Origin of the sequence: Marinomonas maritima (assembly GCF_024435075.2) — a bacterium.
In the GTDB taxonomy this organism is placed as follows: Bacteria; Pseudomonadota; Gammaproteobacteria; order Pseudomonadales; family Marinomonadaceae; genus Marinomonas; species Marinomonas maritima.
Map to the genome: position 1 here is coordinate 316,120 of NZ_JAMZEG020000003.1, position 21,258 is coordinate 337,377.

At 43.4% G+C, this 21,258-nt stretch carries 22 protein-coding genes; 14 read left to right on the plus strand and 8 right to left on the minus strand.

The genetic code is table 11. The features are described 5' to 3' along the window. Positions 1-2: 2 nt before the first annotated feature. The 7 genes from M3I01_RS13655 to M3I01_RS13685 are packed head-to-tail and all read left to right on the plus strand — an operon-like array spanning position 3 to position 5,712. Positions 3-1,253, plus strand: a complete 1,251-nt coding sequence (locus M3I01_RS13655; protein ID WP_255896440.1) for a peptidylprolyl isomerase — start codon at positions 3-5, stop codon at positions 1,251-1,253. Between the two features lie 11 nt (positions 1,254-1,264). Next, complete coding sequence (gene pdxA, locus M3I01_RS13660) at positions 1,265-2,284, plus strand: 4-hydroxythreonine-4-phosphate dehydrogenase PdxA (protein WP_255896441.1); 1,020 nt, start codon at positions 1,265-1,267, stop codon at positions 2,282-2,284. Next, on the plus strand, positions 2,281-3,081 hold the full coding sequence (gene rsmA / locus M3I01_RS13665; protein WP_255896442.1) for a 16S rRNA (adenine(1518)-N(6)/adenine(1519)-N(6))-dimethyltransferase RsmA: 801 nt from the start codon (positions 2,281-2,283) through the stop codon (positions 3,079-3,081). Before pdxA ends, rsmA begins: the two co-directional genes overlap by 4 nt. Then, entirely contained in the window at positions 3,082-3,456 is a 375-nt protein-coding gene (gene apaG, locus M3I01_RS13670; protein ID WP_112136906.1) for a Co2+/Mg2+ efflux protein ApaG, read from the plus strand. It begins immediately after the preceding gene. Positions 3,457-3,463: 7 nt separating this feature from the next. After that, positions 3,464-4,291, plus strand: coding sequence for a symmetrical bis(5'-nucleosyl)-tetraphosphatase (locus M3I01_RS13675; protein WP_255896443.1), 828 nt, complete (start codon positions 3,464-3,466; stop codon positions 4,289-4,291). After that, positions 4,288-4,608 (plus strand): thiosulfate sulfurtransferase GlpE, encoded by a 321-nt coding sequence (gene glpE / locus M3I01_RS13680; protein ID WP_255896445.1) that lies wholly within the window; start codon positions 4,288-4,290, stop codon positions 4,606-4,608. Before M3I01_RS13675 ends, glpE begins: the two co-directional genes overlap by 4 nt. Positions 4,609-4,614: 6 nt before the next feature. Beyond that, a complete protein-coding gene (locus M3I01_RS13685; protein ID WP_255896446.1) occupies positions 4,615-5,712 on the plus strand; it encodes a tRNA nucleotidyltransferase in 1,098 nt (365 codons plus the stop codon). Positions 5,713-5,722: 10 nt separating this feature from the next. On the opposite strand, the gene folB is transcribed toward M3I01_RS13685, so the two are convergent. Next, positions 5,723-6,088, minus strand: coding sequence for a dihydroneopterin aldolase (gene folB, locus M3I01_RS13690; protein WP_275565135.1), 366 nt, complete (start codon positions 6,086-6,088; stop codon positions 5,723-5,725). A gap of 1 nt (position 6,089) precedes the next feature. After that, positions 6,090-7,127 (minus strand): tRNA (adenosine(37)-N6)-threonylcarbamoyltransferase complex transferase subunit TsaD, encoded by a 1,038-nt coding sequence (gene tsaD / locus M3I01_RS13695; RefSeq protein ID WP_275565136.1) that lies wholly within the window; start codon positions 7,125-7,127, stop codon positions 6,090-6,092. Between the two features lie 405 nt (positions 7,128-7,532). Here tsaD and rpsU point away from each other — a divergent pair, with 405 nt between their 5' ends. From rpsU to M3I01_RS13720, 5 genes are all read left to right on the plus strand, one after another. After that, a complete protein-coding gene (gene rpsU, locus M3I01_RS13700; protein ID WP_009835737.1) occupies positions 7,533-7,748 on the plus strand; it encodes a 30S ribosomal protein S21 in 216 nt (71 codons plus the stop codon). Positions 7,749-7,887: 139 nt separating this feature from the next. Further along, positions 7,888-8,334, plus strand: a complete 447-nt coding sequence (locus M3I01_RS13705) for a GatB/YqeY domain-containing protein (protein ID WP_255896448.1) — start codon at positions 7,888-7,890, stop codon at positions 8,332-8,334. Between the two features lie 4 nt (positions 8,335-8,338). Further along, complete coding sequence (gene dnaG / locus M3I01_RS13710; protein ID WP_255896449.1) at positions 8,339-10,312, plus strand: DNA primase; 1,974 nt, start codon at positions 8,339-8,341, stop codon at positions 10,310-10,312. A gap of 114 nt (positions 10,313-10,426) precedes the next feature. Next, complete coding sequence (rpoD, locus tag M3I01_RS13715) at positions 10,427-12,265, plus strand: RNA polymerase sigma factor RpoD (RefSeq protein ID WP_255896450.1); 1,839 nt, start codon at positions 10,427-10,429, stop codon at positions 12,263-12,265. Between the two features lie 334 nt (positions 12,266-12,599). Beyond that, complete coding sequence (locus M3I01_RS13720; protein WP_275565137.1) at positions 12,600-14,006, plus strand: PhoH family protein; 1,407 nt, start codon at positions 12,600-12,602, stop codon at positions 14,004-14,006. An 89-nt stretch (positions 14,007-14,095) separates the two neighbouring features. Here M3I01_RS13720 and M3I01_RS13725 read toward each other — a convergent pair whose 3' ends face one another. The 4 genes from M3I01_RS13725 to M3I01_RS13740 all read right to left on the minus strand — a co-directional run bounded on the left by M3I01_RS13725 (position 14,096) and on the right by M3I01_RS13740 (position 18,380). Beyond that, entirely contained in the window at positions 14,096-14,722 is a 627-nt protein-coding gene (locus M3I01_RS13725; protein WP_275565138.1) for a bifunctional 4-hydroxy-2-oxoglutarate aldolase/2-dehydro-3-deoxy-phosphogluconate aldolase, read from the minus strand. 22 nt (positions 14,723-14,744) lie between these two features. Continuing rightward, a complete protein-coding gene (zwf, locus tag M3I01_RS13730) occupies positions 14,745-16,220 on the minus strand; it encodes a glucose-6-phosphate dehydrogenase (RefSeq protein ID WP_255896452.1) in 1,476 nt (491 codons plus the stop codon). A 19-nt stretch (positions 16,221-16,239) separates the two neighbouring features. Then, the gene (glk, locus tag M3I01_RS13735) at positions 16,240-17,214 is read right to left on the minus strand and encodes a glucokinase (protein WP_255896453.1); all 975 of its coding nucleotides are present in this window, start codon (positions 17,212-17,214) and stop codon (positions 16,240-16,242) included. A 101-nt stretch (positions 17,215-17,315) separates the two neighbouring features. Continuing rightward, entirely contained in the window at positions 17,316-18,380 is a 1,065-nt protein-coding gene (locus tag M3I01_RS13740; RefSeq protein ID WP_112136881.1) for a GGDEF domain-containing protein, read from the minus strand. Between the two features lie 320 nt (positions 18,381-18,700). Between M3I01_RS13740 and M3I01_RS13745 the strand changes: the two genes are divergently transcribed. After that, a complete protein-coding gene (locus M3I01_RS13745) occupies positions 18,701-19,024 on the plus strand; it encodes a hypothetical protein (RefSeq protein ID WP_255896454.1) in 324 nt (107 codons plus the stop codon). Between the two features lie 2 nt (positions 19,025-19,026). On the opposite strand, the gene M3I01_RS13750 is transcribed toward M3I01_RS13745, so the two are convergent. Beyond that, complete coding sequence (locus tag M3I01_RS13750) at positions 19,027-20,052, minus strand: DUF3080 family protein (protein WP_255896455.1); 1,026 nt, start codon at positions 20,050-20,052, stop codon at positions 19,027-19,029. On the opposite strand from M3I01_RS13750, the gene M3I01_RS13755 reads away from it, so the two are divergent. Further along, positions 20,051-20,458: an acyl-CoA thioesterase gene (locus tag M3I01_RS13755; RefSeq protein ID WP_255896456.1), complete on the plus strand. Its 408-nt coding sequence runs from the start codon at positions 20,051-20,053 to the stop codon at positions 20,456-20,458. The genes M3I01_RS13750 and M3I01_RS13755 overlap by 2 nt on opposite strands. Before the next feature lie 65 nt (positions 20,459-20,523). On the opposite strand, the gene M3I01_RS13760 is transcribed toward M3I01_RS13755, so the two are convergent. Further along, positions 20,524-21,114, minus strand: a complete 591-nt coding sequence (locus M3I01_RS13760) for an LPP20 family lipoprotein (RefSeq protein WP_176334484.1) — start codon at positions 21,112-21,114, stop codon at positions 20,524-20,526. Positions 21,115-21,258: the final 144 nt, after the last annotated feature.

The following is a 21,258-nucleotide window of genomic DNA, read 5'->3' on the forward strand; positions in this document are numbered from 1 at the left end:
CCATGAAGTTGTTTTCTTTTTTCTCTCTTATACTATTTGCATTCACACCGCTGCAAACCCTGCACGCTGAACCAACTAAAATTGATGGTATTTCGGCAATTGTTGACTCCAAACCTATTCTAGAAAGCGACATTCAAAACCGTTTTCAGATTGTTAAAGAACGCGTTCCTGGTGGCGTCATGACGGACAACATCCATCGTCAGATTCAAAATCAAATGATCGATGAAGTATTGCAGGTAAATCATGCTCGTAAAGTCGGCATGCGAGCACCGAGCTCAGACGTAGACAATGCCATTCTTGGCGTTGCCAAAAATATGAATTTAGATTTGCAAGGTCTAAAAAACGTTCTTGAGAGTAAAGGCATTAATTATGCGCGCTACCGTGAGCAAATTGAGCAAGAAATTCTAATCAATAACATCAAGCGAGAAATTGTTAAAAAACGCATCGTTATTTCAGCACAAGAAATTGACGACTACCTCAGTTCCGATACGAGCATCACCAAAGAAAAAGATCAGGTGCATCTTCGCCATTTACTGATTCGAGCCAGCAATTTAGAACAAGCTGAAGCTAAAATGAAAAACATTGCTCAGAATATCAACTCAGAGAATGACTTTATTCAGCAAGCGATTGAGAATTCAGACGGTCAGTTTGCCATCGAAGGTGGAGACTTGGGCTGGCGCCCATTGAATCAGTTACCACCCTTGTTTGTTCGAGCCATGGAAGCGGAAAAAGGCCCTCTCATTGGCCCACTACAAAGTAATGCAGGCTTCCATTTACTCTGGCTTATCGAGAAACGTTCGCCTGATATCACGTTGCAACAGCAAACGAAGACACGCCATATATTAGTCCGCTCTAACGAAATCCGAGATATGGCACAAACCGAGCTACTGGCTAACGAAGTGTATACAAAATTAACCAATGGCGCAGATTTTGCTCAAGTTGCCAAAGAGCAAAGTGAAGATCAAGGTTCAACACTGCAAGGCGGAGATTTAGGTTGGGTTACGCCTGGCACTATGGTGCCTGAGTTTGAAGATGTCATGAAAAAAACCAACATCGGAGACATCAGCAAACCTTTCCGTACACAGTTTGGCTGGCATATTTTGCAAGTTGAAGGCCGTCGAGAAGCGGATATCAGTGATAAAGTAAAACGCAGCAACGCTGAACGCGCCTTAACTGCACAAAAACAAGACATCATCCTAGGTAACTGGCTTGATGAATTGCGTGCTGACGCTTTTATTGATATCAAAAAATAAGAGACAAACTAATGGCAAATGATACGACAGAATCGCTTCCCATTATTGCGATTACCTCTGGAGAACCCGCAGGTATCGGCCCGGATATTATTTTAAGTGCCCTAAACGAGCAGACCTTTCTTGCTCGTTTAGTTGTGCTCGCAGATCCCGAGCTGCTCAAAGACAGAGCGAACACGTTAGGTATCACTGTAAACATCCAGACACTGAGACACTCAGAAGACGTGGCAGCGCACAAACAAGGTGTTATCAGTGTTTTACCGGTGACGCTGGCTAAAAAAACCAACGCAGGTATTCTTGATGTTGCCAATTCACCTTATGTACTAGAAACACTCAAACAAGCAGGTGAAGGCTGCCTTCAGCAAAGATTTGACGCCATCGTGACCCCCCCCGTGCACAAGGGTATTTTGTGTGAAACGGGTGTCCATTTTTCAGGCCATACCGAATTTTTTCAAGCGCAATGTCGCTCTCCTCACGTTGTTATGATGTTAGCAACAGAGGCCATGAAAGTGGCGTTAGTGACAACTCATCTCCCATTAAAAGAAGTGTCAGCCGCCATTACAGAACAAAGCATCAGTCTTGTTGTGAAAGCGCTCAACAAAGATCTACAAGAAAAATTTGGCATAGCTCGCCCTAAAATTTTAGTCTGTGGATTAAATCCGCACGCAGGGGAAGATGGTCATCTGGGCAGAGAGGAAATTGACACAATTATTCCAACGCTCAACAAACTCCGCCAAACAGGCTTAAACTTAATAGGCCCGCTGCCTGCTGATACCTTGTTTACGCCAAAATATCTCGATGAGGCGGATTGCGTCTTAGCCATGTATCACGATCAAGGTTTACCTGTGTTAAAATACTCAGGCTTTGGTAACGCCGTAAATATTACCTTAGGCTTACCCATTATTCGAACATCCGTCGACCACGGCACAGCAATTGATTTAGCTGGCACAGGCAAGGCAAGCAACGGCAGCCTTAAAGTGGCCATTCAACATGCTATTAACATGGCAAATAACGCGAAAAAGTTTTCTAAATGAGCAAACAACAACCCCATAAAGCCAGAAAAAGATTTGGCCAAAATTTCCTTCATGATCACGGTGTCATCCGTCACATTGTGGCTTGTATCGGCCCAAAAAAAGGACAACGCCTGGTTGAAATTGGTCCTGGAAAAGGCGCATTAACAGAAGGCATTATCAGCGTCACTGAGCGCATGGATGTGGTTGAGCTTGACCGTGATCTCATTCCCATTCTAAAAGTGAATTTATTCCGCTTTCCAGAACTTACTGTTCATGAAGCGGATGCAATGAAGTTTGACTTCACATCACTTCGAACAGAAGAACAAGCTATTCGTGTCGTTGGCAATTTGCCATACAACATTTCGACGCCGCTTATTTTTCATCTACTAAGCCAAGTAAGTGCCATCGAAGACATGCACTTCATGCTTCAAAAAGAAGTCGTCGATCGTTTAGCCGCTCGTCCAGGCGACAGCCTTTATGGTCGCTTGAGTGTCATGGCTCAATATTATTGCAGCGTCGAATCTCTCTTTATTGTTGGGCCTGAATCATTCGACCCAGCACCTAAGGTAGACTCAGCGATTGTAAGAATGACACCCCACAAGATCCTTCCTCATCCTGTTAATGACATCAAAAAGCTGGAAGACACGGTCAGAATAGGCTTTCAGCAACGTCGAAAAACCCTACGTAATAACTATAAGGGTGTACTGGACAATGACGATTTCGCTGCATTAAATATTGACCCAACGCTTCGCCCAGAACGATTGGATGTAGAAGACTTTGTACGCATCACCAACTACATACTAAAAAAGGAAGGGTAAATGCAAAAGTATGACGTCGTCGTTTCTGTTCGGACCGAATACTTAGCAAGCCAATCTACACCGGCTGAGTCACGCTATGTATTTGCTTACCATATTTCTATCACTAACTGCGGAACAGAGTCAGCCAAATTGCAGACACGGCATTGGATAATCACCGATGGCAACGAACAAGTGCAAGAAGTAAAAGGCAGCGGTGTCATTGGCGAATATCCACACTTAGAACCTGGTGAATCCTTTCACTACACCAGCGGTACCGTAATGGAAACCGTGGTTGGCAGCATGCAAGGCAGCTACCAGTTTTTAGCCGATGACGGCACCGGTTTTGAAGCACCCGTTCGTCCGTTCACTCTATTCGTTCCAAATAAGGTGCACTGAAAAAATTATGGCAACCTATGTGATTGGTGATTTGCAGGGCTGCTTAACACCTTTAATGCAGCTTTTAGAACATATCCAATATCGTGCAGAACAAGACCAACTTTGGTTTGCTGGTGATCTTATTAACCGAGGACCGGAGTCTCTTGAAACGCTACGCTTTATCAAGTCGCTAGGCCACAATACGAAAGTGGTGTTGGGCAACCATGACCTGCATTTATTGGCGGTTTCATATGGTCATGGCAAACTAAAACGAGGCGACACACTTGCAGAAATCCTAACAGCGGGAGATCGTGACGACTTAATGGATTGGCTTCGCCAACAACCTTTGTGCCATTACGACGAGCAACTCAACACCGTCATGACACATGCTGGCATTCCACCTTGTTGGGATTTAAAAAAAACACAAACACTCGCCAAAGAGGTCGAGGACAAACTTCGATCCGACACGGTTGATGATTTTTTTGCCACCATGTACGGTAATAAGCCGAATCAATGGGATGACAAACTCACTGGCACAGATCGCCTTCGAACGATTACAAATTATCTAACTCGCATGCGGTTTTGTGATGAAAACAGCAAACTTGACTTAGAATCTAAAGAAGGCATAAGTACCGCATCAAAAGGCTATGCCGCTTGGTTTAATTACCCCACTAAAGTTCCTAGTGATTGCCATATCGTTTTTGGACATTGGGCCGCCCTAGAAGGAAAGACCCAGCAGGAACATGTTCATGCACTAGACACTGGCTGTGTTTGGGGAGGAAGCTTAACCGCTTTACGCCTAGAAGACAGACAACGCTTTAGTACACCTTGCACAATAAACCGGAAAAATTCATGACTTACACTTGTATCGACATCTCAGACGCCCTACCGATCATTGAAAATAATGGCGCTATTGTAGACATTCGTGATTTGGTTAGCTTTGAAACGAGCCATATGACCAACGCTATCAGCTTAACCAACGACAACGTACAAAGCTTTATTGATAGTGCCGAAAAAAGCCAGCCCATTATTGTTTGTTGCTATCACGGTAACAGCAGTAAGGGAGCAGCAGAATACCTTGCATCGCAAGGTTTCAAAGAAGTCTATTCCTTAAACGGAGGCTTCAGTCAGTGGAGCGCTATGTTCCCAGAGCAGTGCGAAACAGGCAACTAGAACACCATGACAACCCCCTACCAAGTCTACCTCGTTGGTGGCGCCGTTAGAGACGCCCTACTTGGACTGCCTGTTGTCGACCACGACTGGGTCGTCACAGGCGCCACACCAGAACACCTTGAGCAGGAAGGTTATCAGCAGGTTGGCAAGCAGTTCCCCGTCTTCCTACACCCTAGAAGCAAAGAAGAATACGCCCTTGCTCGCAAAGAAAAAAAGCAAGGCGAAGGCTATACTGGTTTTATCTGTGACTTTGCTCCCGATATTCGCTTAGAAGAAGATCTAGAACGTCGAGATCTGACCATCAATGCAATAGCGCAGGACCAAGATGGTAACCTAATAGACCCATTCAATGGGCAGCAGGACTTACATGACCGAGTATTTCGTCATGTCTCGGATGCCTTTGTAGAAGACCCGCTGCGCGTATTAAGGGTCGCTCGTTTCGCCGCTCGCTTTCACCATTTTGGCTTTAAAATCGCGCCTGAAACCCTATCCTTGATGAAAACCATCAGTGCATCTGGAGAACTTTCCGCATTAAGCGCGGAACGTATTTGGAAGGAACTTGAAAAAGCGTTAAACACTCAGCATGCCGATGTGTTTTTTAGCGTTCTAAAAGAAGCGAACGCGCTCGACAGACTTTTTCCAGGGTTTATTTGGAAGGACAATCAGGCCATCGTTGATAGCCTGAATTACGCAGAGTTCACGCCCGCTCAACGCTGGGCCATTCTTGGAAAGCACACCCCACTCACGGAACTAAGTCAATTACACCAACGCATCCGCTGCCCGAATCAGTTCAAAATTCTTGCCGAGCAAGTACGTGCTTTTATTGAAAATCAGCGCATCCCGATGAACGCGGAGCATTGGGAAAGCTGGCTCATGTCAGTGAATGCCATCAAAAAACCTCAACCATTCTTATTATTAACTGACGTTTTAAGTGAACTAACCAATAGTAAACCAGAAGACTGGCAAGCTCTTCGCGAAACGATTGCGATCATCAATGCAGCCAGCTTGATGAAACAAGGCTTTGATGGGGCTGAGCTTGGTCTAGCCCTAAAAAGAGCCAGAATCGACGCGCTGGATAAAAAACTCTCACCCTTTATCAATTAAAAGTCCGTTACTAATAAGTAACGGCGGATTTTCTGTGTATTTTCACACCAACAGATTGAGCGGCAGTAACAGCACCCGGCTTGCGCAGAGTCAAGGTAACCGCATTCAGCTTAAACTGCCCTATCAAGTCGCCGACTAAATGCTCAGCCAAGGTTTCAATGAGCTCGAACTGGCGCTCAGCACAAAACGCTAAAATGAAATTCGAAATAGCTTCATAATCCAACGTTTTAGCAAGGTCATCGGTCTCTGCAGGTACTCGATTGTCGTGCTCCATCTCCAGATCAAACAACAAATCCTGTTGAATCTTTTTTTCCCAATCGTAAACACCAATAACAGCTTGAGCTTTCAGCCCCTCAATAAACACCAAGTCTTTCATATTAAGATTCCTTCAAGGGGGGTAATTCAGATAAAGGCCAGCGAGCACGAATAGACAAACTAAGCTCGGACGATTGTCCATTTGCCAAACGCTGAGCACCCGCATAAGCAATCATAGCGCCATTATCGGTGCAGAACTCTGGTCGAGCATAAAACACACTCGCTTTGATTTTTCTCAGCTGACTTTCTAGCTGCTCACGCAAACGCTGATTCGCACTCACGCCACCGGCGATAATTAACCGTTTCAACCCTTCTGCCTCTAGTGCGCGACGACACTTAATCACTAAGGTATCGACCACAGCGGTTTCAAACGCTAACGCAGCGTCCGCTTTAAATTGCTCATCACAGCGATCATCATCTAATGCAGCGTGCACTGCCGTTAAAAAAGCGGTTTTCAAACCACTAAAACTAAAGTCTAAACCAGGGCGATCTGTCATTGGACGCGGGAATTTAAGACCTGATTTAGGATTACCCTGTTTTGCTAATGCAGCAATTTGCGGCCCACCTGGATACGGCAAGCCAATCATTTTGGCGGCCTTATCAAACGCTTCGCCGGCGGCATCATCTAATGACTGACCCAAAAGACGATACTCACCAATACCATCCACTCGGACTAACTGGGTATGACCGCCAGAAACCAACAATGCAATAAAAGGCATCTCAGGTTGTGACTCTTCAAGCATAGGCGCTAAAAGATGTCCTTCCATATGATGCACGCCCAACGCAGGAATCCCCAACGCATAAGCTAATGAATGACCAATGGTCGCGCCCGCCATTAATGCTCCGACCAAACCAGGGCCACTGGTATAAGCGATTGCATCGAGCTCCGCTTTTTTCATACCGGCTTCTTGTAGCACCTCATCGATCAGTGGCAATGTTTTACGCACATGGTCACGAGATGCCAATTCTGGCACCACACCACCGTATTCTGCATGCTGAGCAATTTGAGAATAAATTTTGTGGGCTAATAGACCCTTTTTGGTATCGTAAATAGCGATCCCCGTCTCATCACAAGAGGTTTCTAATCCCAATACTTTCATTAGAGCAATCTCATCAATAATTTGAACGCATTGTACATTATCTCCCTCCCGTTGCAGAGCGAAGACGAGTCTTCTTAAGCCAACAAGCGCAAATGATATTAGACAAAGCCTAGTGGAAGCATTATAATGCGCGCGTTTTCAATGTTTAAATTAAAAGGCAGGTGATTTTTCTCGTTTGGCACATAGCTTCCCAAGTAAGCAGATATGGCGACTCAAACACAACTCTTGAAAAAATATATACAGTTACAGACGCGACCACAGTCTGTCCAGAGTAAGAAAAATCGATCTATTTTAGATCACACTCTGTTCAACAAAAGCGCGCTTTGAAAGCCCATTAAATACGGGTATGATTCACGCCGTTTTTGTGAATACTTAAACTTTAAAAAAATTATTAAAGGTAATAACATGCCAGCAGTAAAAGTAAAAGATAACGAACCATTTGACATCGCTCTTCGTCGCTTCAAACGCTCTTGCGAAAAAGCAGGTGTTTTGGCAGAAGTTCGTCGTCGCGAATGTTACGAAAAACCAACAACGCTTCGCAAACGTGCTGCAGCAGCAGCGGTAAAACGTCACGCTAAGAAAGTTTCTCGTGAACAGAAGAAATTCCAACGTTTGTACTAGGCCAATCTGCCGTTTGGCAATTTGCTAAAAACAAATGTTTTGCCTAGACGCTTCTTGCATTTAGGCTTATAAAAAACGGCTAGTTAACAAACTAGCCGTTTTTTTGTTTATTTGCCTACCAGAAAGTAAAGAGGATCCTATGTCAGATTTAAAAAAACACATCTCAGATACATTAAAAACCGCCATGCGCGCCAAAGAGAAGCAACGCGTAACCGTTATTCGAACCATCTTATCTGAATGCAAAAAAATCGAAATCGACGAGCGCATTGAATTGGATGACGCACGTGTATTGGCCGTCCTAGATAAAATGAACAAACAACGCAAAGACTCAAATCAGCAGTTTCTTGATGGCGATCGTGAAGACCTAGCTAAAATTGAACAAGAAGAAATGCTGATCATCAGCGAGTTTTTGCCAACACCATTGACTGATAATGAAGTTGGTGAGATTGTCAAAGCGGCAATCAAAGAAACTGGCGCCAGCTCAATGCAGCAAATGGGCGCGGTAATGGCCATTGTTAAACCACAAGTGCAAGGTCGTGCCGATATGGCGCAAATCAGCAAACAAGTAAAAGCACAATTAGGCTAATAGTATGGCGGGGCGCATTCCTGATCAGTTTATTGACGAGCTTCTCGCTCGGACCGACCTAACCGATGTGGTTGCGTCTCGCATCAGTCTAAAAAAAACAGGTCAAAACTATAGCGCCCTATGCCCTTTTCACAATGAAAAAAGCCCTTCATTCAGCCTAAATCCGAACAAGCAGTTTTACTATTGCTTTGGCTGCGGTGCTGGCGGCAACGCCATTTCATTTGTGATGGAACATGATCATCTGGATTTTGTTGATGCCATTGAAGCACTTGCCAAAGATGCTGGTATGGAAGTTCCCAGAGAGCAAGGCGCACCGGATCGGTACGAGCAAAACGCCGAACTCCTAAAGCGCTTATCAGAAAGTGCTCAATTTTATCAACAGCAACTTACCCAACACCCCGATAAGAAAAGAGCCACTGATTATTTATCGAAAGATCGCGGATTATCCGGTCAGATAGCCAAAGTTTTTGGTCTAGGCTTTGCTCCACCCGGCTGGGACAATCTCCTCAAAAAAATAGGTACTCGCGCCGAAAGCCAAGAACAGCTTTTATTAGGTGGGATGCTCGTGGAGAAGAAAGAGCAACCCGGCCACTATTACGACCGCTTTCGTGATCGCATCATCTTTCCTATACGAGACTCCCGCGGGCGAGTGATTGCTTTTGGTGGACGCGCTTTTGGCGATGAAAAACCCAAGTATTTGAACTCACCTGAAACCCCTGTTTTTCAGAAAAGCCAAGAGCTCTATGGCTTATTTGAAGCAAAACAAAACACCCAAATACTCGATCAGATACTCGTGGTTGAAGGCTATATGGATGTCATCGTGCTAGCTCAACACGGCATTACTAACGCCGTCGCCACACTAGGCACCTCGGTCAATAGCCAACACATACGTAAGCTATTTAAGCTGGTCAGCAAAGTTGTACTTTGCTTTGATGGCGATAAAGCTGGGCGCTCAGCCGCCATTCGCGGGCTGGAAGCCTCCCTTTCCGTTATGCAAGACGAAAAACAAATCCGTTTTTTGTTTTTACCCGAAGGCGAAGATCCTGACTCATTAGTAAGGCAAGAAGGTAAGGACGCCTTTAACAAAAGATTGGAAGACGCCTCTTCACTTTCTCACGTTCTCTTTGAGCACGCTAGAAACCAAGTCACCCTTGGCGACGAAGAAGGTGAAGCTCAATTCACTCGTAACGCCATGAGTATGATTCAGCAGATACCCAAAGAGCTTACATTTCGCTCTGTGCTTATTCGACAGTTAAGTGAGCAATCCGGGATTGATAGCGACACGCTAGGCAACACATCAATTCCCAAGCAAAGGCCATCAACCAATAACCAAAGCGACACTCAGAACAACACGACAAACGAACACATTCCACATATTGGTAACGATGAAGAGCATTACGCGCCAGCCTATGATGAATACGACAGTTATTCGAATCATGAATACAGTAGCGCGCCAAGCCATTATGAGAGCAATAAAAAATCGACTTTTAAAAAAGGCGGTAAATTTAATAAATTTAAAGAAAAGGAAGCGTTTTTTCCTCCCGCCCCCTCTAGCCTTAGTCGCATAAAGCAAGCCTCACTTTGTTTACTCCTTCACCCACACATAGCGCAGCACATTGACCTACCTGACCCATTGGTCAACCAAACAAATGAAGAACTACAAATCTTCTGCAAAATATGGAGATATTTCACAAAACACCCCACAAAAAACACAGGACACCTACTTGGTGAAATGGTAGATCAATCCACCATTACGAATATTTACGCACTTTTAAACCATCAAGATGCCACAACCAAGCAAAAAATTACTAATGCACAACAAGAAGTGCTAGATATGGTCTCAGCCATGGAAAAAAATCTTGGCTTAAATAGTTCCATCGCACGGTTGAAAAGCAAAGGGAATGAATCCATAAAGGATAGCAGTAGCAAGCAAGAACTACGAAATTTGATGGATTTAATCAGACAAAAAAAACATTAAAAATCGCTTATTTTTTATTCGAAAAGATAGGATTAAGTGGATGAGAGTGATAATTTTTGTTATAATCCGCGGCTTGCTAAACTCCCAAATGAATTTCTAACGATAGGTTGTCGAATGCCAGACACTCAACAGTCACGTCTCAAAGAGCTGATCTCCAAGGGTAGAGAACAAGGTTACCTAACTTTTGCTGAAGTTAATGACCACCTCCCTGATGACCTTTCAGACCCGGAGCAAGTAGAAGAAATCATTGCCATGATCAAAGACATGGGCATTACGGTTTCTGAAGTTGCACCAGATAAAGATAGCCTTCTTATGGAAGAAGGTGACTCTACCGATGAAGCCGCTGCAGAAGAAGCAGCCGCGGCCTTAGCTGCCGTAGAAGGCGACATAACCAGAACAACCGATCCTGTCCGCATGTACATGCGTGAAATGGGCACCGTTGAGCTATTGACTCGTGCAGGCGAAATTGCCATTGCAAAACGAATCGAAGAAGGTACGCGTGAAGTCATGTCTGCCATTTCCTACTTCCCTGGCGCCGTTGACGTATTGCTTAACGCATACGCAAAAGTACAGGAAGAAGAAGGCCGATTAAGTGATATTTTTAGCGGTTTCATTGATGGCGATGGTGAAGAACCTATTTTTGAAGAGTTGACTTCTGAAGAGCCACCAGTCGAAGAAGACACCACAGACAATTCTGACGATGACGACAATACTGACGACGAGGAAGAAGAAACAGATAACGGTCCTGATCCAGAAGAAACCGCTCTACGTTTCAACGACATCGCACGCATATACAACGAACTTAAAGTCTTGCTAGAAAATAGCGATAGACAAGACCCTGCCGTTCGTAACAAACAAGAAGAATTAAGCATCAGTTTTGCTCCGATCAAATTGGTTCCTAAGATTTTTGATGATTTAGTTTACCGTGTACGCTCTCGCATGGAAAAAGTTCGCGATCAAGAACGTCTTATCATGCAAGTTTGTGTTCGCAAGTCAGGCATGCCAAGAACGGAATTTTTGAAGCGTTTCCCAAGCAATGAGACCAATCCTGATTGGCTAAAAGAACAAATTGCTTCTGGTGCGGATTACGCGGCAGCGCTTGAAGAAAACTCACCTGAGTTTATGCGCAGTCAGCGTAAACTTCGTGCAGTTTCAAAAGACACTGGCTTAACAATTGCCGAATTAAAAGAAATCAACCGCCGCATTTCTATTGGGGAAACTCGATCACGTCGTGCGAAGAAAGAAATGGTTGAAGCCAACTTGCGTTTGGTAATTTCGATTGCGAAGAAATACACCAATCGTGGTCTACAATTCTTGGACCTCATACAAGAAGGCAACATCGGATTAATGAAGGCCGTCGATAAATTCGAATATCGTCGCGGTTATAAGTTCTCAACGTATGCCACTTGGTGGATTCGCCAAGCAATAACACGCTCAATCGCTGACCAAGCTCGCACTATTCGTATACCAGTGCATATGATTGAAACGATCAACAAACTAAACCGCATCTCTCGTCAGATGCTTCAGGAAATGGGTCGTGAAGCGACACCTGAAGAATTGGCTGCCCGAATGGACATGCCTGAAGACAAGATCCGCAAAGTATTGAAGATTGCGAAAGAACCTATCTCGATGGAAACGCCTATCGGTGACGATGAAGATTCACATCTAGGTGACTTTATCGAAGACGATGGTGCTGAATCACCTATCGATATAGCAACCATTGAAGGGTTGCGTGAATCTACGACAACAGTACTTGCAGGTCTAACCGCTCGCGAAGCAAAAGTACTGCGCATGCGCTTTGGTATTGACATGAACACCGACCACACTCTTGAAGAGGTTGGTAAGCAATTTGACGTTACTCGTGAACGTATTCGTCAAATAGAAGCCAAAGCATTGCGTAAGCTACGCCACCCTAGTCGCTCAGAACATCTACGAAGCTTCCTAGACGAATAAATAAAATTTTATTCAAAAAAACCGCTGCCAAAACAGCGGTTTTTTTATACCCGCTCCTTTGAAAAAATCATTTAAAACCAGCAGTAGCAACAAAACTGTCATACACTGTAATTAGAGTATGGATAAAGACAGTGAGGCTTAGCTTGCTAAAAAACCATAATCATCACCAAAACATATCTATTCCACACCCATCTCAAGCGGGAATAATTTCCAGCTGGGTCACCTATTACTGCATTAGACACTCAATCCTCACAAACAAAAAACTCTCCTTTTGTTTCGTTCGTTTATTCGCTCTTCAAAAGAAAACTTCATGTTCACTACAGGAGTAACATCTATGGAAAAAATCTACGTTCTGGACACCAATGTACTACTGCACGATCCTTTGGCTATCTACGCGTTTGCCGAGCATAAAGTCGTTATACCAATGACCGTTCTTGAAGAGCTCGATGTCATTAAGGATAGACGAGACAAGGATGTTAGCCGTGAAGCACGTGTCGCCATTAACACCATTGATAAAATCGTCGGTGATGCGTCTCCCCGCGAACTACAAGCCGGAGTCCCCATCCGTATCGTCAGCAATGATGTAGACAAAAATCAGCACCAACGTAGCGAAGGCTCTTTGGCCATTTTTCCAGATCAACAAATCGTCCTCACTGATAACATCCCATTTTTAAATGGCAACCACGATCACGCCAATGATAACCGCATCATCAATGTCGGCCTAAGCTTACAAGCCACTCATCCACGATCTTCTGTCTGCCTTGTGACAAAAGACATTAATATGCGAATTAAAGCAAAGGGGTCAGGGCTTGAACGCGTAGAAGACTACCGAAAAGACAGAGTACTTGATGATCTAGATTTGATGAGTAAAGGCTATATTCAGTTTACGGGCAGTTTTTGGTCGACCATAGACAGCGTAAAAACGGAAGCCCATGGTCGACATACCGTTCATGTGATTAACAAAAGCCATTTATCAAAAATCCATCTCAACATGTTTGTCATTGATGATGAGGATTTTATTGGTTTTGTGGTCAATATCGATCAAGAGTTTATTTATTTACTCGACGTTAACAAACAACATCTGATGAATCAAAATTTCTGGGGCATCCTTCCTCGCAATTTAGAACAAGCTATGGCGTTTTACCTATTACGCCATGAAAACTCAGACCTTATGGTCATGACAGGGCCAGCAGGCTCAGGTAAAACCCTACTCGCTCTAGCGTATGGCCTTCAAGTAACAATGGAAGAGAAGCGCTTCAATAAGATCATTGTGGCTCGTTCAACACCTCCAATGGCAGAAGACATTGGCTTCTTACCCGGAACCGAGGAAGAAAAAATGGCGCCTTGGCTGGCCGCCTTTGACGACAATTTAGAGATTCTACATGGCGCGGATGAGCACTCGTTCAGTAGTATCGATTATGTAAAACAAAAAGCGAATATACAGTTTAAATCGTTAAATTTTATGCGCGGACGCTCCTTTAACAACGCTCTAATAATCATAGATGAAGCTCAAGGATTAACACAGTTTCAGCTAAAATCAATCGTAACTCGGGTTGGTAGCAACTCAAAAATTATAGTACTGGGAAATTTGGCTCAAATTGACAACAAATACATCACCCCACTCACCTCAGGCCTCACTTATTTGGTCGAGAAATCCAAATCCTTTAAATACGCCAGCATCATGCATGTGAATGGCATAGAACGCAGCAGACTCGCCGAGTTTGCCGAAGAAAATCTATAAGCAGGAACTAAGGCAAACAAAGAAACAAAAAAAGGGAAAGGCTGGCGCCTTTCCCTTTTAAATAATACTACATCAACCCAATATAGGTATTACTGAGCGACAGATTTTGCCAATTCAGTAATTTCGTCCCACTTACCCGCTTGAACAAGGTCTGTCGGAACGATCCAAGAACCTCCCACACAAAGCACATTTGGAAGCGCCAAGTATTCGCGGAAGTTGTTCGCGCCAATACCACCCGTTGGGCAAAATTTAATCTGAGGTAATGGTCCACCAAACGCTTTTAACGCTTTAACACCACCATTCACCTCTGCTGGGAAAAATTTGAACCGATCGTAACCGTATTCCATCCCTAATAATATATCTGAAATAGTCGCGACCGCTGGCAAATAAGGCACATCGTATTCTTTACCGACAGCCAATAAATCGGCGGTCATTCCCGGACTAATAATAAACTGTGAACCTGCCTCAATGGCTTGAATATATTGTGCACGAGAGCAAACTGTACCGGCACCCACAATAGCATCAGGCACCTCTTTACGAAGCGCTGTAATGGCCTCTAGAGCAGCCGGCGTACGTAATGTCACCTCTAATACAGGTACACCACCCGCAACAAGCGCTTTACCTAATGCCACAGCCTGCTCTACATTATCTACAACAATCACAGGAACAACAGGTGTTGCTGTCATTACCTGTTCTGCAGTATAAGAAGTTGTCATCGTATTTTCCTTATTTTAAGACCTAATAATCATGCCAATTACGGCCGTCTTTAATCGGCAACGCCATCGATGCAGCAGGGCCCCAAGAACCAGAAGCGTATTCTTTAGGTCGCTCACTGGTTTGACTCCAAGCAGACATAATACCGTCTACCCACTTCCAAGCGGCTTCCACCTCATCATAACGCATAAACAAAGTGGCATCGTTACGCATCACATCCAACAGTAAGCGCTCATAAGCTTCTGGACTACGCTTATCCATAAACGCTTCCGTCAAACTTAAGTTCAAATCAACAGGCTGAAGATTCATCCCTTCGCTCACACCAGGCACTTTATTCATGACCGTTAAAGAAATTTTTTCTTCCGGCTGAAGACGAATAATGAGCTGATTTCGTTGTAACTGACGATTACTTTCATCATTAAAAATACTGTGTGGCACAGCCTTATATTGAATAACAATCTCAGAATAACGCTGACCTAAGCGCTTACCTGTTCTTAAGTAAAACGGCACGCCAGCCCAACGCCAGTTATCAATATCAGCACGCAATGCAACAAACGTTTCGGTTCTTGAGTTTGGGTTGCTGCCCTCTTCATCGAAATAACCTTTTACGTCTTTGCCTTTAATCATGCCTTTCGCATATTGACCACGCACGGTCTTATTATAAGCATTAGCCCCTGTAATAGGGCGCAAGGCTTTTAGCACTTTAATTTTTTCATCACGAACTGAATCAGCATCCATTCGACCCGGCGGCTCCATTGCCACCAAACATAAAAGCTGAATCAAATGGTTTTGCACCATATCCCGCATCGCACCAGCATTGTCGTAATAGCCCCAACGACCTTCAACTCCAACCGTTTCAGACACGGTAATTTGCACGTTATCAATGTGCGCGCTGTCCCACAAAGGCTCAAAAAGCGTATTACCAAAACGGATCGCCAGCAAATTTTGTACAGTTTCTTTACCTAAATAATGATCTATACGGAACGCTTGTTGCTCATTAAAGTTTTTCATTACCTCATCATTAATCGCGCGAGAGGAAATTAGATCTCGACCAAGTGGTTTCTCAAGAACCACTCGCATGCGACCCGCATTCAAACCATGAGCCGCTAATGACGTGCAAATAGAACCGAATAAATCAGGTGATGTTGCAAGATAAAAAACAACATCTCGATTTTCACTACCAACACTGTGATCATTCAATCGAGAGAAATCAGACTCTTGTTGAGCATCTACTGAAATATAACTTAAACGTTCTTTAAAACGCGGCCATGTTTTTTCATCACCGATACTAGAAGGTACAAACTCATCAAGCGCAGCTCGAATCTTTGACTGATACTCTTCAGTGCTCACTTCCCGTCTTGAAGCACCGATGATACGGGTCGTTGGAGCAAGCAAACCATCCATATCTAAATGGAATAAAGCAGGGAGCAACTTACGCATAGCAAGATCGCCACCACCACCAAAAATTACAACATCACAGGCTTTTAAACTGGCCTTCATTCTTTATTCTCCAACTAATCTAGGCTTTCGACACAAGATAGGACGCATAACAGGCACAACCCATCAGACCTGGGTATTCAGATATCACAACAAAAGTCGGAATAGGTGAAACTAACGCTCTCATACGACCTTTATCCTGCATCGCATCACGAAAACCACTTTTAAGTATTTCATTCAAATAACGAGGGACAATACCACCCGCAATATAAACACCACCACGAGACTCAATCGACAAAACAAGATCACCAATAACTCGACCTAAAAACACAAAAAACTGCTCTAAAGCGGCTTCAGCAATAGGGTCTTTGCCGGATTTTAATGCTTCACCGATTTCAGGTGCGGTTAATCGCCTCTTAATTCCTTCACGCAAAGCCAAAGCTTCGTATATATTTTCCAGCCCCATTCCAGATAAAACACGCTCCGCAGATACGCGCTTATGACGAGTACGTAGAAATTTCAAAATATCATCTTCGACTTCGTTACAAGCCGACAAATCGACATGACCACCCTCTCCAGGCAAAACCATATTAGGGCCGTTATCTTGGGGAACCACACAAGAAATACCCAACCCAGTTCCGGCACCAACCACCCAGCAAGCGCCTTTAGGATCAATGACCGAGCTTTCGCCAATAACAACCATATCTTGCGGGGTAAGAATTTCCAAACAATGCCCAACGGCATCAAAATCATTCAATAACGCAACGGCTTTATCAACGCCAAAATAGGATTGCACTTCTGCACGAGTAAAGTGCCATGGGTTATTTGAAAAGCGGATTATTGGTTGATTTACAGGGCCCGCAATCGCCAACACAATCGCTTCGATTTTACCCATATCAACACTACAGTGCTCAATATAATCTGCGGCGGCATCAAAAAAGCTCTCGTAATTATCACAAGGAAACACTCTGACTTCTTGAGGCTCATATTGACCAATAGGAACTAAAGCAAAACGCGCATTGGTTCCACCAAGATCAGCGATTAAAGCATGGGACATAAACGAACCCTATTTGATTTTTTTGAAATTTTACAACAAAAATGAGGTGAAAAATACCGAAAAATTGATAAAGAAGCGCGATAATGTAATAAAATTACAAACTATCTTAGCCTATTTAAAAATTTAAAGACTTTCGTCGGCACCAATCTTTTACGGTTGTTTTTATAATCATAGAGACGCTCATCTGCCACTTTCAGCAGATGCTTGTAGTTAACAGGCGCATCAGACATAACACTTGCACCACCATAACTAATAGTAATAGGTACAAGATTAGATTTATACCTTAAAGGATTAGATTGTAGATATTCTTGAATTGATTCTGCCACTAACAAAGCTTGTTCATAAGTCTTACCAGGCATCACAAAGACAAACTCATCACCTGCAAAACGAAACGCCAACCCTTGTTTGTGAACGTACTTTAACAACCGCTTAGCAATATATTCTAAAACCTCATCACCACAATTATGACCCAATGTATCATTAATGGATTTAAAGGCATCGCAATCAATAAACACTACTGTTAAGTCACGCTCTTTCATCTTTGATCTTGCAAATTCACGATCCAACATGAGCTCTAACTGTCGACGATTTAACAAGCCAGTCAAGGGGTCACGCGTTGCTAAGTATTCAAGTTTTTCTCTGGCCGTCACATTACTCAGACAGATCGAAATTTTAATCGCTAACTGATCAAGTAGAAAAGTATCTTTTGTCGTGGCGTCGTAGCGAGTACTGTCCGAATCTGCCTGACAAAATAATCCGACCAACTCACCATCAATAGTCAACGGTGAAATGGCGACAGAAGAAATAATATCGCGATATGCAGCAGGAATAATCTCCCAACAACGGCTTAAGTTTGTATTAACCAAGATCGTTTTATTACTGGATTTGATGATATCAATCATGGAGCGCCGCCTTGTAAACAAGACTCGATCACGTAGGTCTGGCATTTTTTCCAAGCTCTCTATCAGATGAGACAAAGGCGCTTCATTAATCAGGTTCACCCAAACATAGGGCACTCTAAATTGTTTTTGCACTTCCTTGGTTAACGTGGAAACAAACTGATCACAACGACCAATCGAAAGAATACAACGCTCTATTTCAAAAAACTTACGCGCGATCTCTTCATTGCGTCTAACATTGTCGATCAGTTCATTGATATCATGCATTCGCTATGCCTCACCGCACTGATATAAAACGGCTCACTTGTCTTAATAAAAACAACAGTTCCTAAAATACAGTTGATCTATAATGCTTTATAGTACGATGCTTATACAGTTTGAGCCACACATTGAACAAATTTTGATGAACCTACGTACAAAAAATAACATTTAACAACCGCAATAAAATTCTATTTCCCCAATATTGAGCAAATGCCAATAACACCCGTGCGCCCCCTGTGCAGTTGTTCTAATTAATTCACTGTTTTCTTTAAGAAAAATCACTCTGTGCCGATAGCGTTATCGTAGATAATTTAATAGGCATCTAGATGAATATCAGAGAAATTGTTGAAACACAGGTAACCCAAAATAGTAAAGCGGGCAAACCGGTTTCTGGCAATGCTCAATTCGCCTTATTAATGAGTTTGTTTAGTCAGCCAGGTCCACCATTAATAAATACATCTGACGCATTGAGTTTTCATCAACCACATGCCATTACTCGTCCAATGCATTTTTCCCACAGTATTGAAGAAAACCCCATTGCGAATATCGCCTTATTAAAGGCACTGAGCTTCGAGCCATTAGCAGAAGGTCCCGCTTACCAATACGATGCGGTTGAAAGTTTAGAGCAACAAATCAATATACGAATCTAAATTTATCCTTTAAGTGAAATAGCACACAAATCAAACAAACGACTCCAGTTTTTAGCATGTGATTGAGAAGATTGCTGATAGCGTAGCCATTCAGTGCCTGACTTAGTCAATGAAAATTGATTTAAAAAGACCGACATTTCAGCACTCAGCGGAACACTCAACTCGGCCAATTGATTAAGAAGAGGCAAAACTTGATACGCACTGTGATTTATTCTGCCCATGTAAGGCTGAATGATATTGACGTAATGCACTTCAAATTGCTGCTTAATATATGCCATAGAAGGTCCGCATGTAGCACTATCCAATCCACCCACTTCATTCGATACTGACGTTAAATAACGTGTTATTTGGGCTAATGTGTACAACAATCTCCCAGCATATTCACTGTCCATTAATGTTTTCAAATCGCCTTCGAAAACATCTGCATCAACCTTCGGTAAATCACTAAGACCTTTTCCTATATCAACCAAACGGTGCAACGCGCCCAATAATGCCTGCTGGTCGGCAGAGGAATAACCCAGAGGGATAAAACCATTAGACAAACTAAAAAACGCTTTCCCCTCCGCGCCATTAAAAAGTGCATTACCAAAAGCCACCGGCAGCTCAAGACGCTTTTGTTGGGCCATTCGACCCAACTCTTTCGCCAAGTCCACATCCGTAATATCACATGACTCAATAGCTCGGATAATATCCAGTTCGTACAAGAACCGCTGACTATCAGGCATAACCTTACCAAGAATACTGTTTTTTTTACCCGCTACCATGCCAACATCACAATACTGCAGAGATAAAAAATCTAACAACCCAATATCAAATGTGGATAACACTTTCTGACGATCTCGTAATGCAGGCAAGCTCATTGGCATTACAATTGCTGGTGAAGGAATAGAGAGGGACTGAGAACGATTTAAATCTGTTAAATACCCCGATAAAACAGTCTCCGGTTTAAAACGGGCATCACAACCACTAAAAGCAACGAGTATAATGCTGCTCAACAGAATCATCGCAAGAAAGGGTTTTACTAACATGAACAAGCTACTCATTCAAAAACGTGAAGAAATATCAGAAACACGTGTCGCTAAAATGGTGTTTCCAGCCACAACAAATCACTATGACACATTATTTGGAGGCATCGCCCTGCAATGGATGGACGAAGTGGCTTATATTGCAGCAACGCGTTTTTCTAGAAAAACGATGGTGACTATTTCGACAGAACAGATCGATTTCAAACAACCTATCCCTTCTGGTATATTGGTAGAATTAATTGCCCGTGTTGTTCACGTTGGGCGAACCTCACTAAAGGTAGAAGTGTCCATTTTTCTCGAACAGCTTGATAGCGATAAACGCACAAAAGCCGTAACAGGACATTTTAACTTCGTCGCCGTCGATGAAAATAAGAAGCCAACCCCCATCTTTGATGACAAAAACACCTAGTAAATAACCTTATGAAAAATAGTAAGTGATGAGCAACTATATTACTGTTACTCATCACTTATAGGTTAGTTAGCGTGGCGTTTCGCAATTTCTGATGCTAGCTCATCGAAGCTCTTTTCAGATTCAAGCTTTTGAAACAGAGCCGCTTCATTTCTCATAGAAGTACGCAAAATGCTTTCTGCGATACCTTCTGCTTGCGCGGGGTCTAGACCCACTAATACCACCAGACCACCAGACGGTGTTGGCATTTGACGAACCACCTGAGAACCAATCAATTTTTGCTCAGTCACTTGTTTGGTTACAACGCTGTTCACACGGTCGACTGTTTCTGCATCGCCAGCGCCTGTGGTCTCAACGTACTGCTTTACCATATTTTGCAAGTCAACACTCAGCACTTGGGCCAACTCTACTCGAGCGGCTGTCGCGGCCATTTGTTTCATATAATTTGGCCCTGCCGCTGATTTTTCACTGTAACCAACAGCGGACAAAGCCACACCTTCTAGTGGTGCACCACAAACCCAATCAGGAGCCGCTTGATTTGAACCATCTGCGAACACACAGTCTGGAACGGCGACTGCTGGGGTGTTTACAACATCTTTACTACACGCGACTAAAGCAACACTGGCAACCAAGACAACTGCAAGTTTCAATTTCATCGTACTTCCCTTCATTAATAAGTAAGTCCGCCATTAAGGCCGATCGATTCATTGGGGTTAATTAATATTAGACCATTCTATCTTAATTGATTTATTCCATTAAACACAAAAAAAGGGTGCTACAAATAGCACCCTTTTTAAACC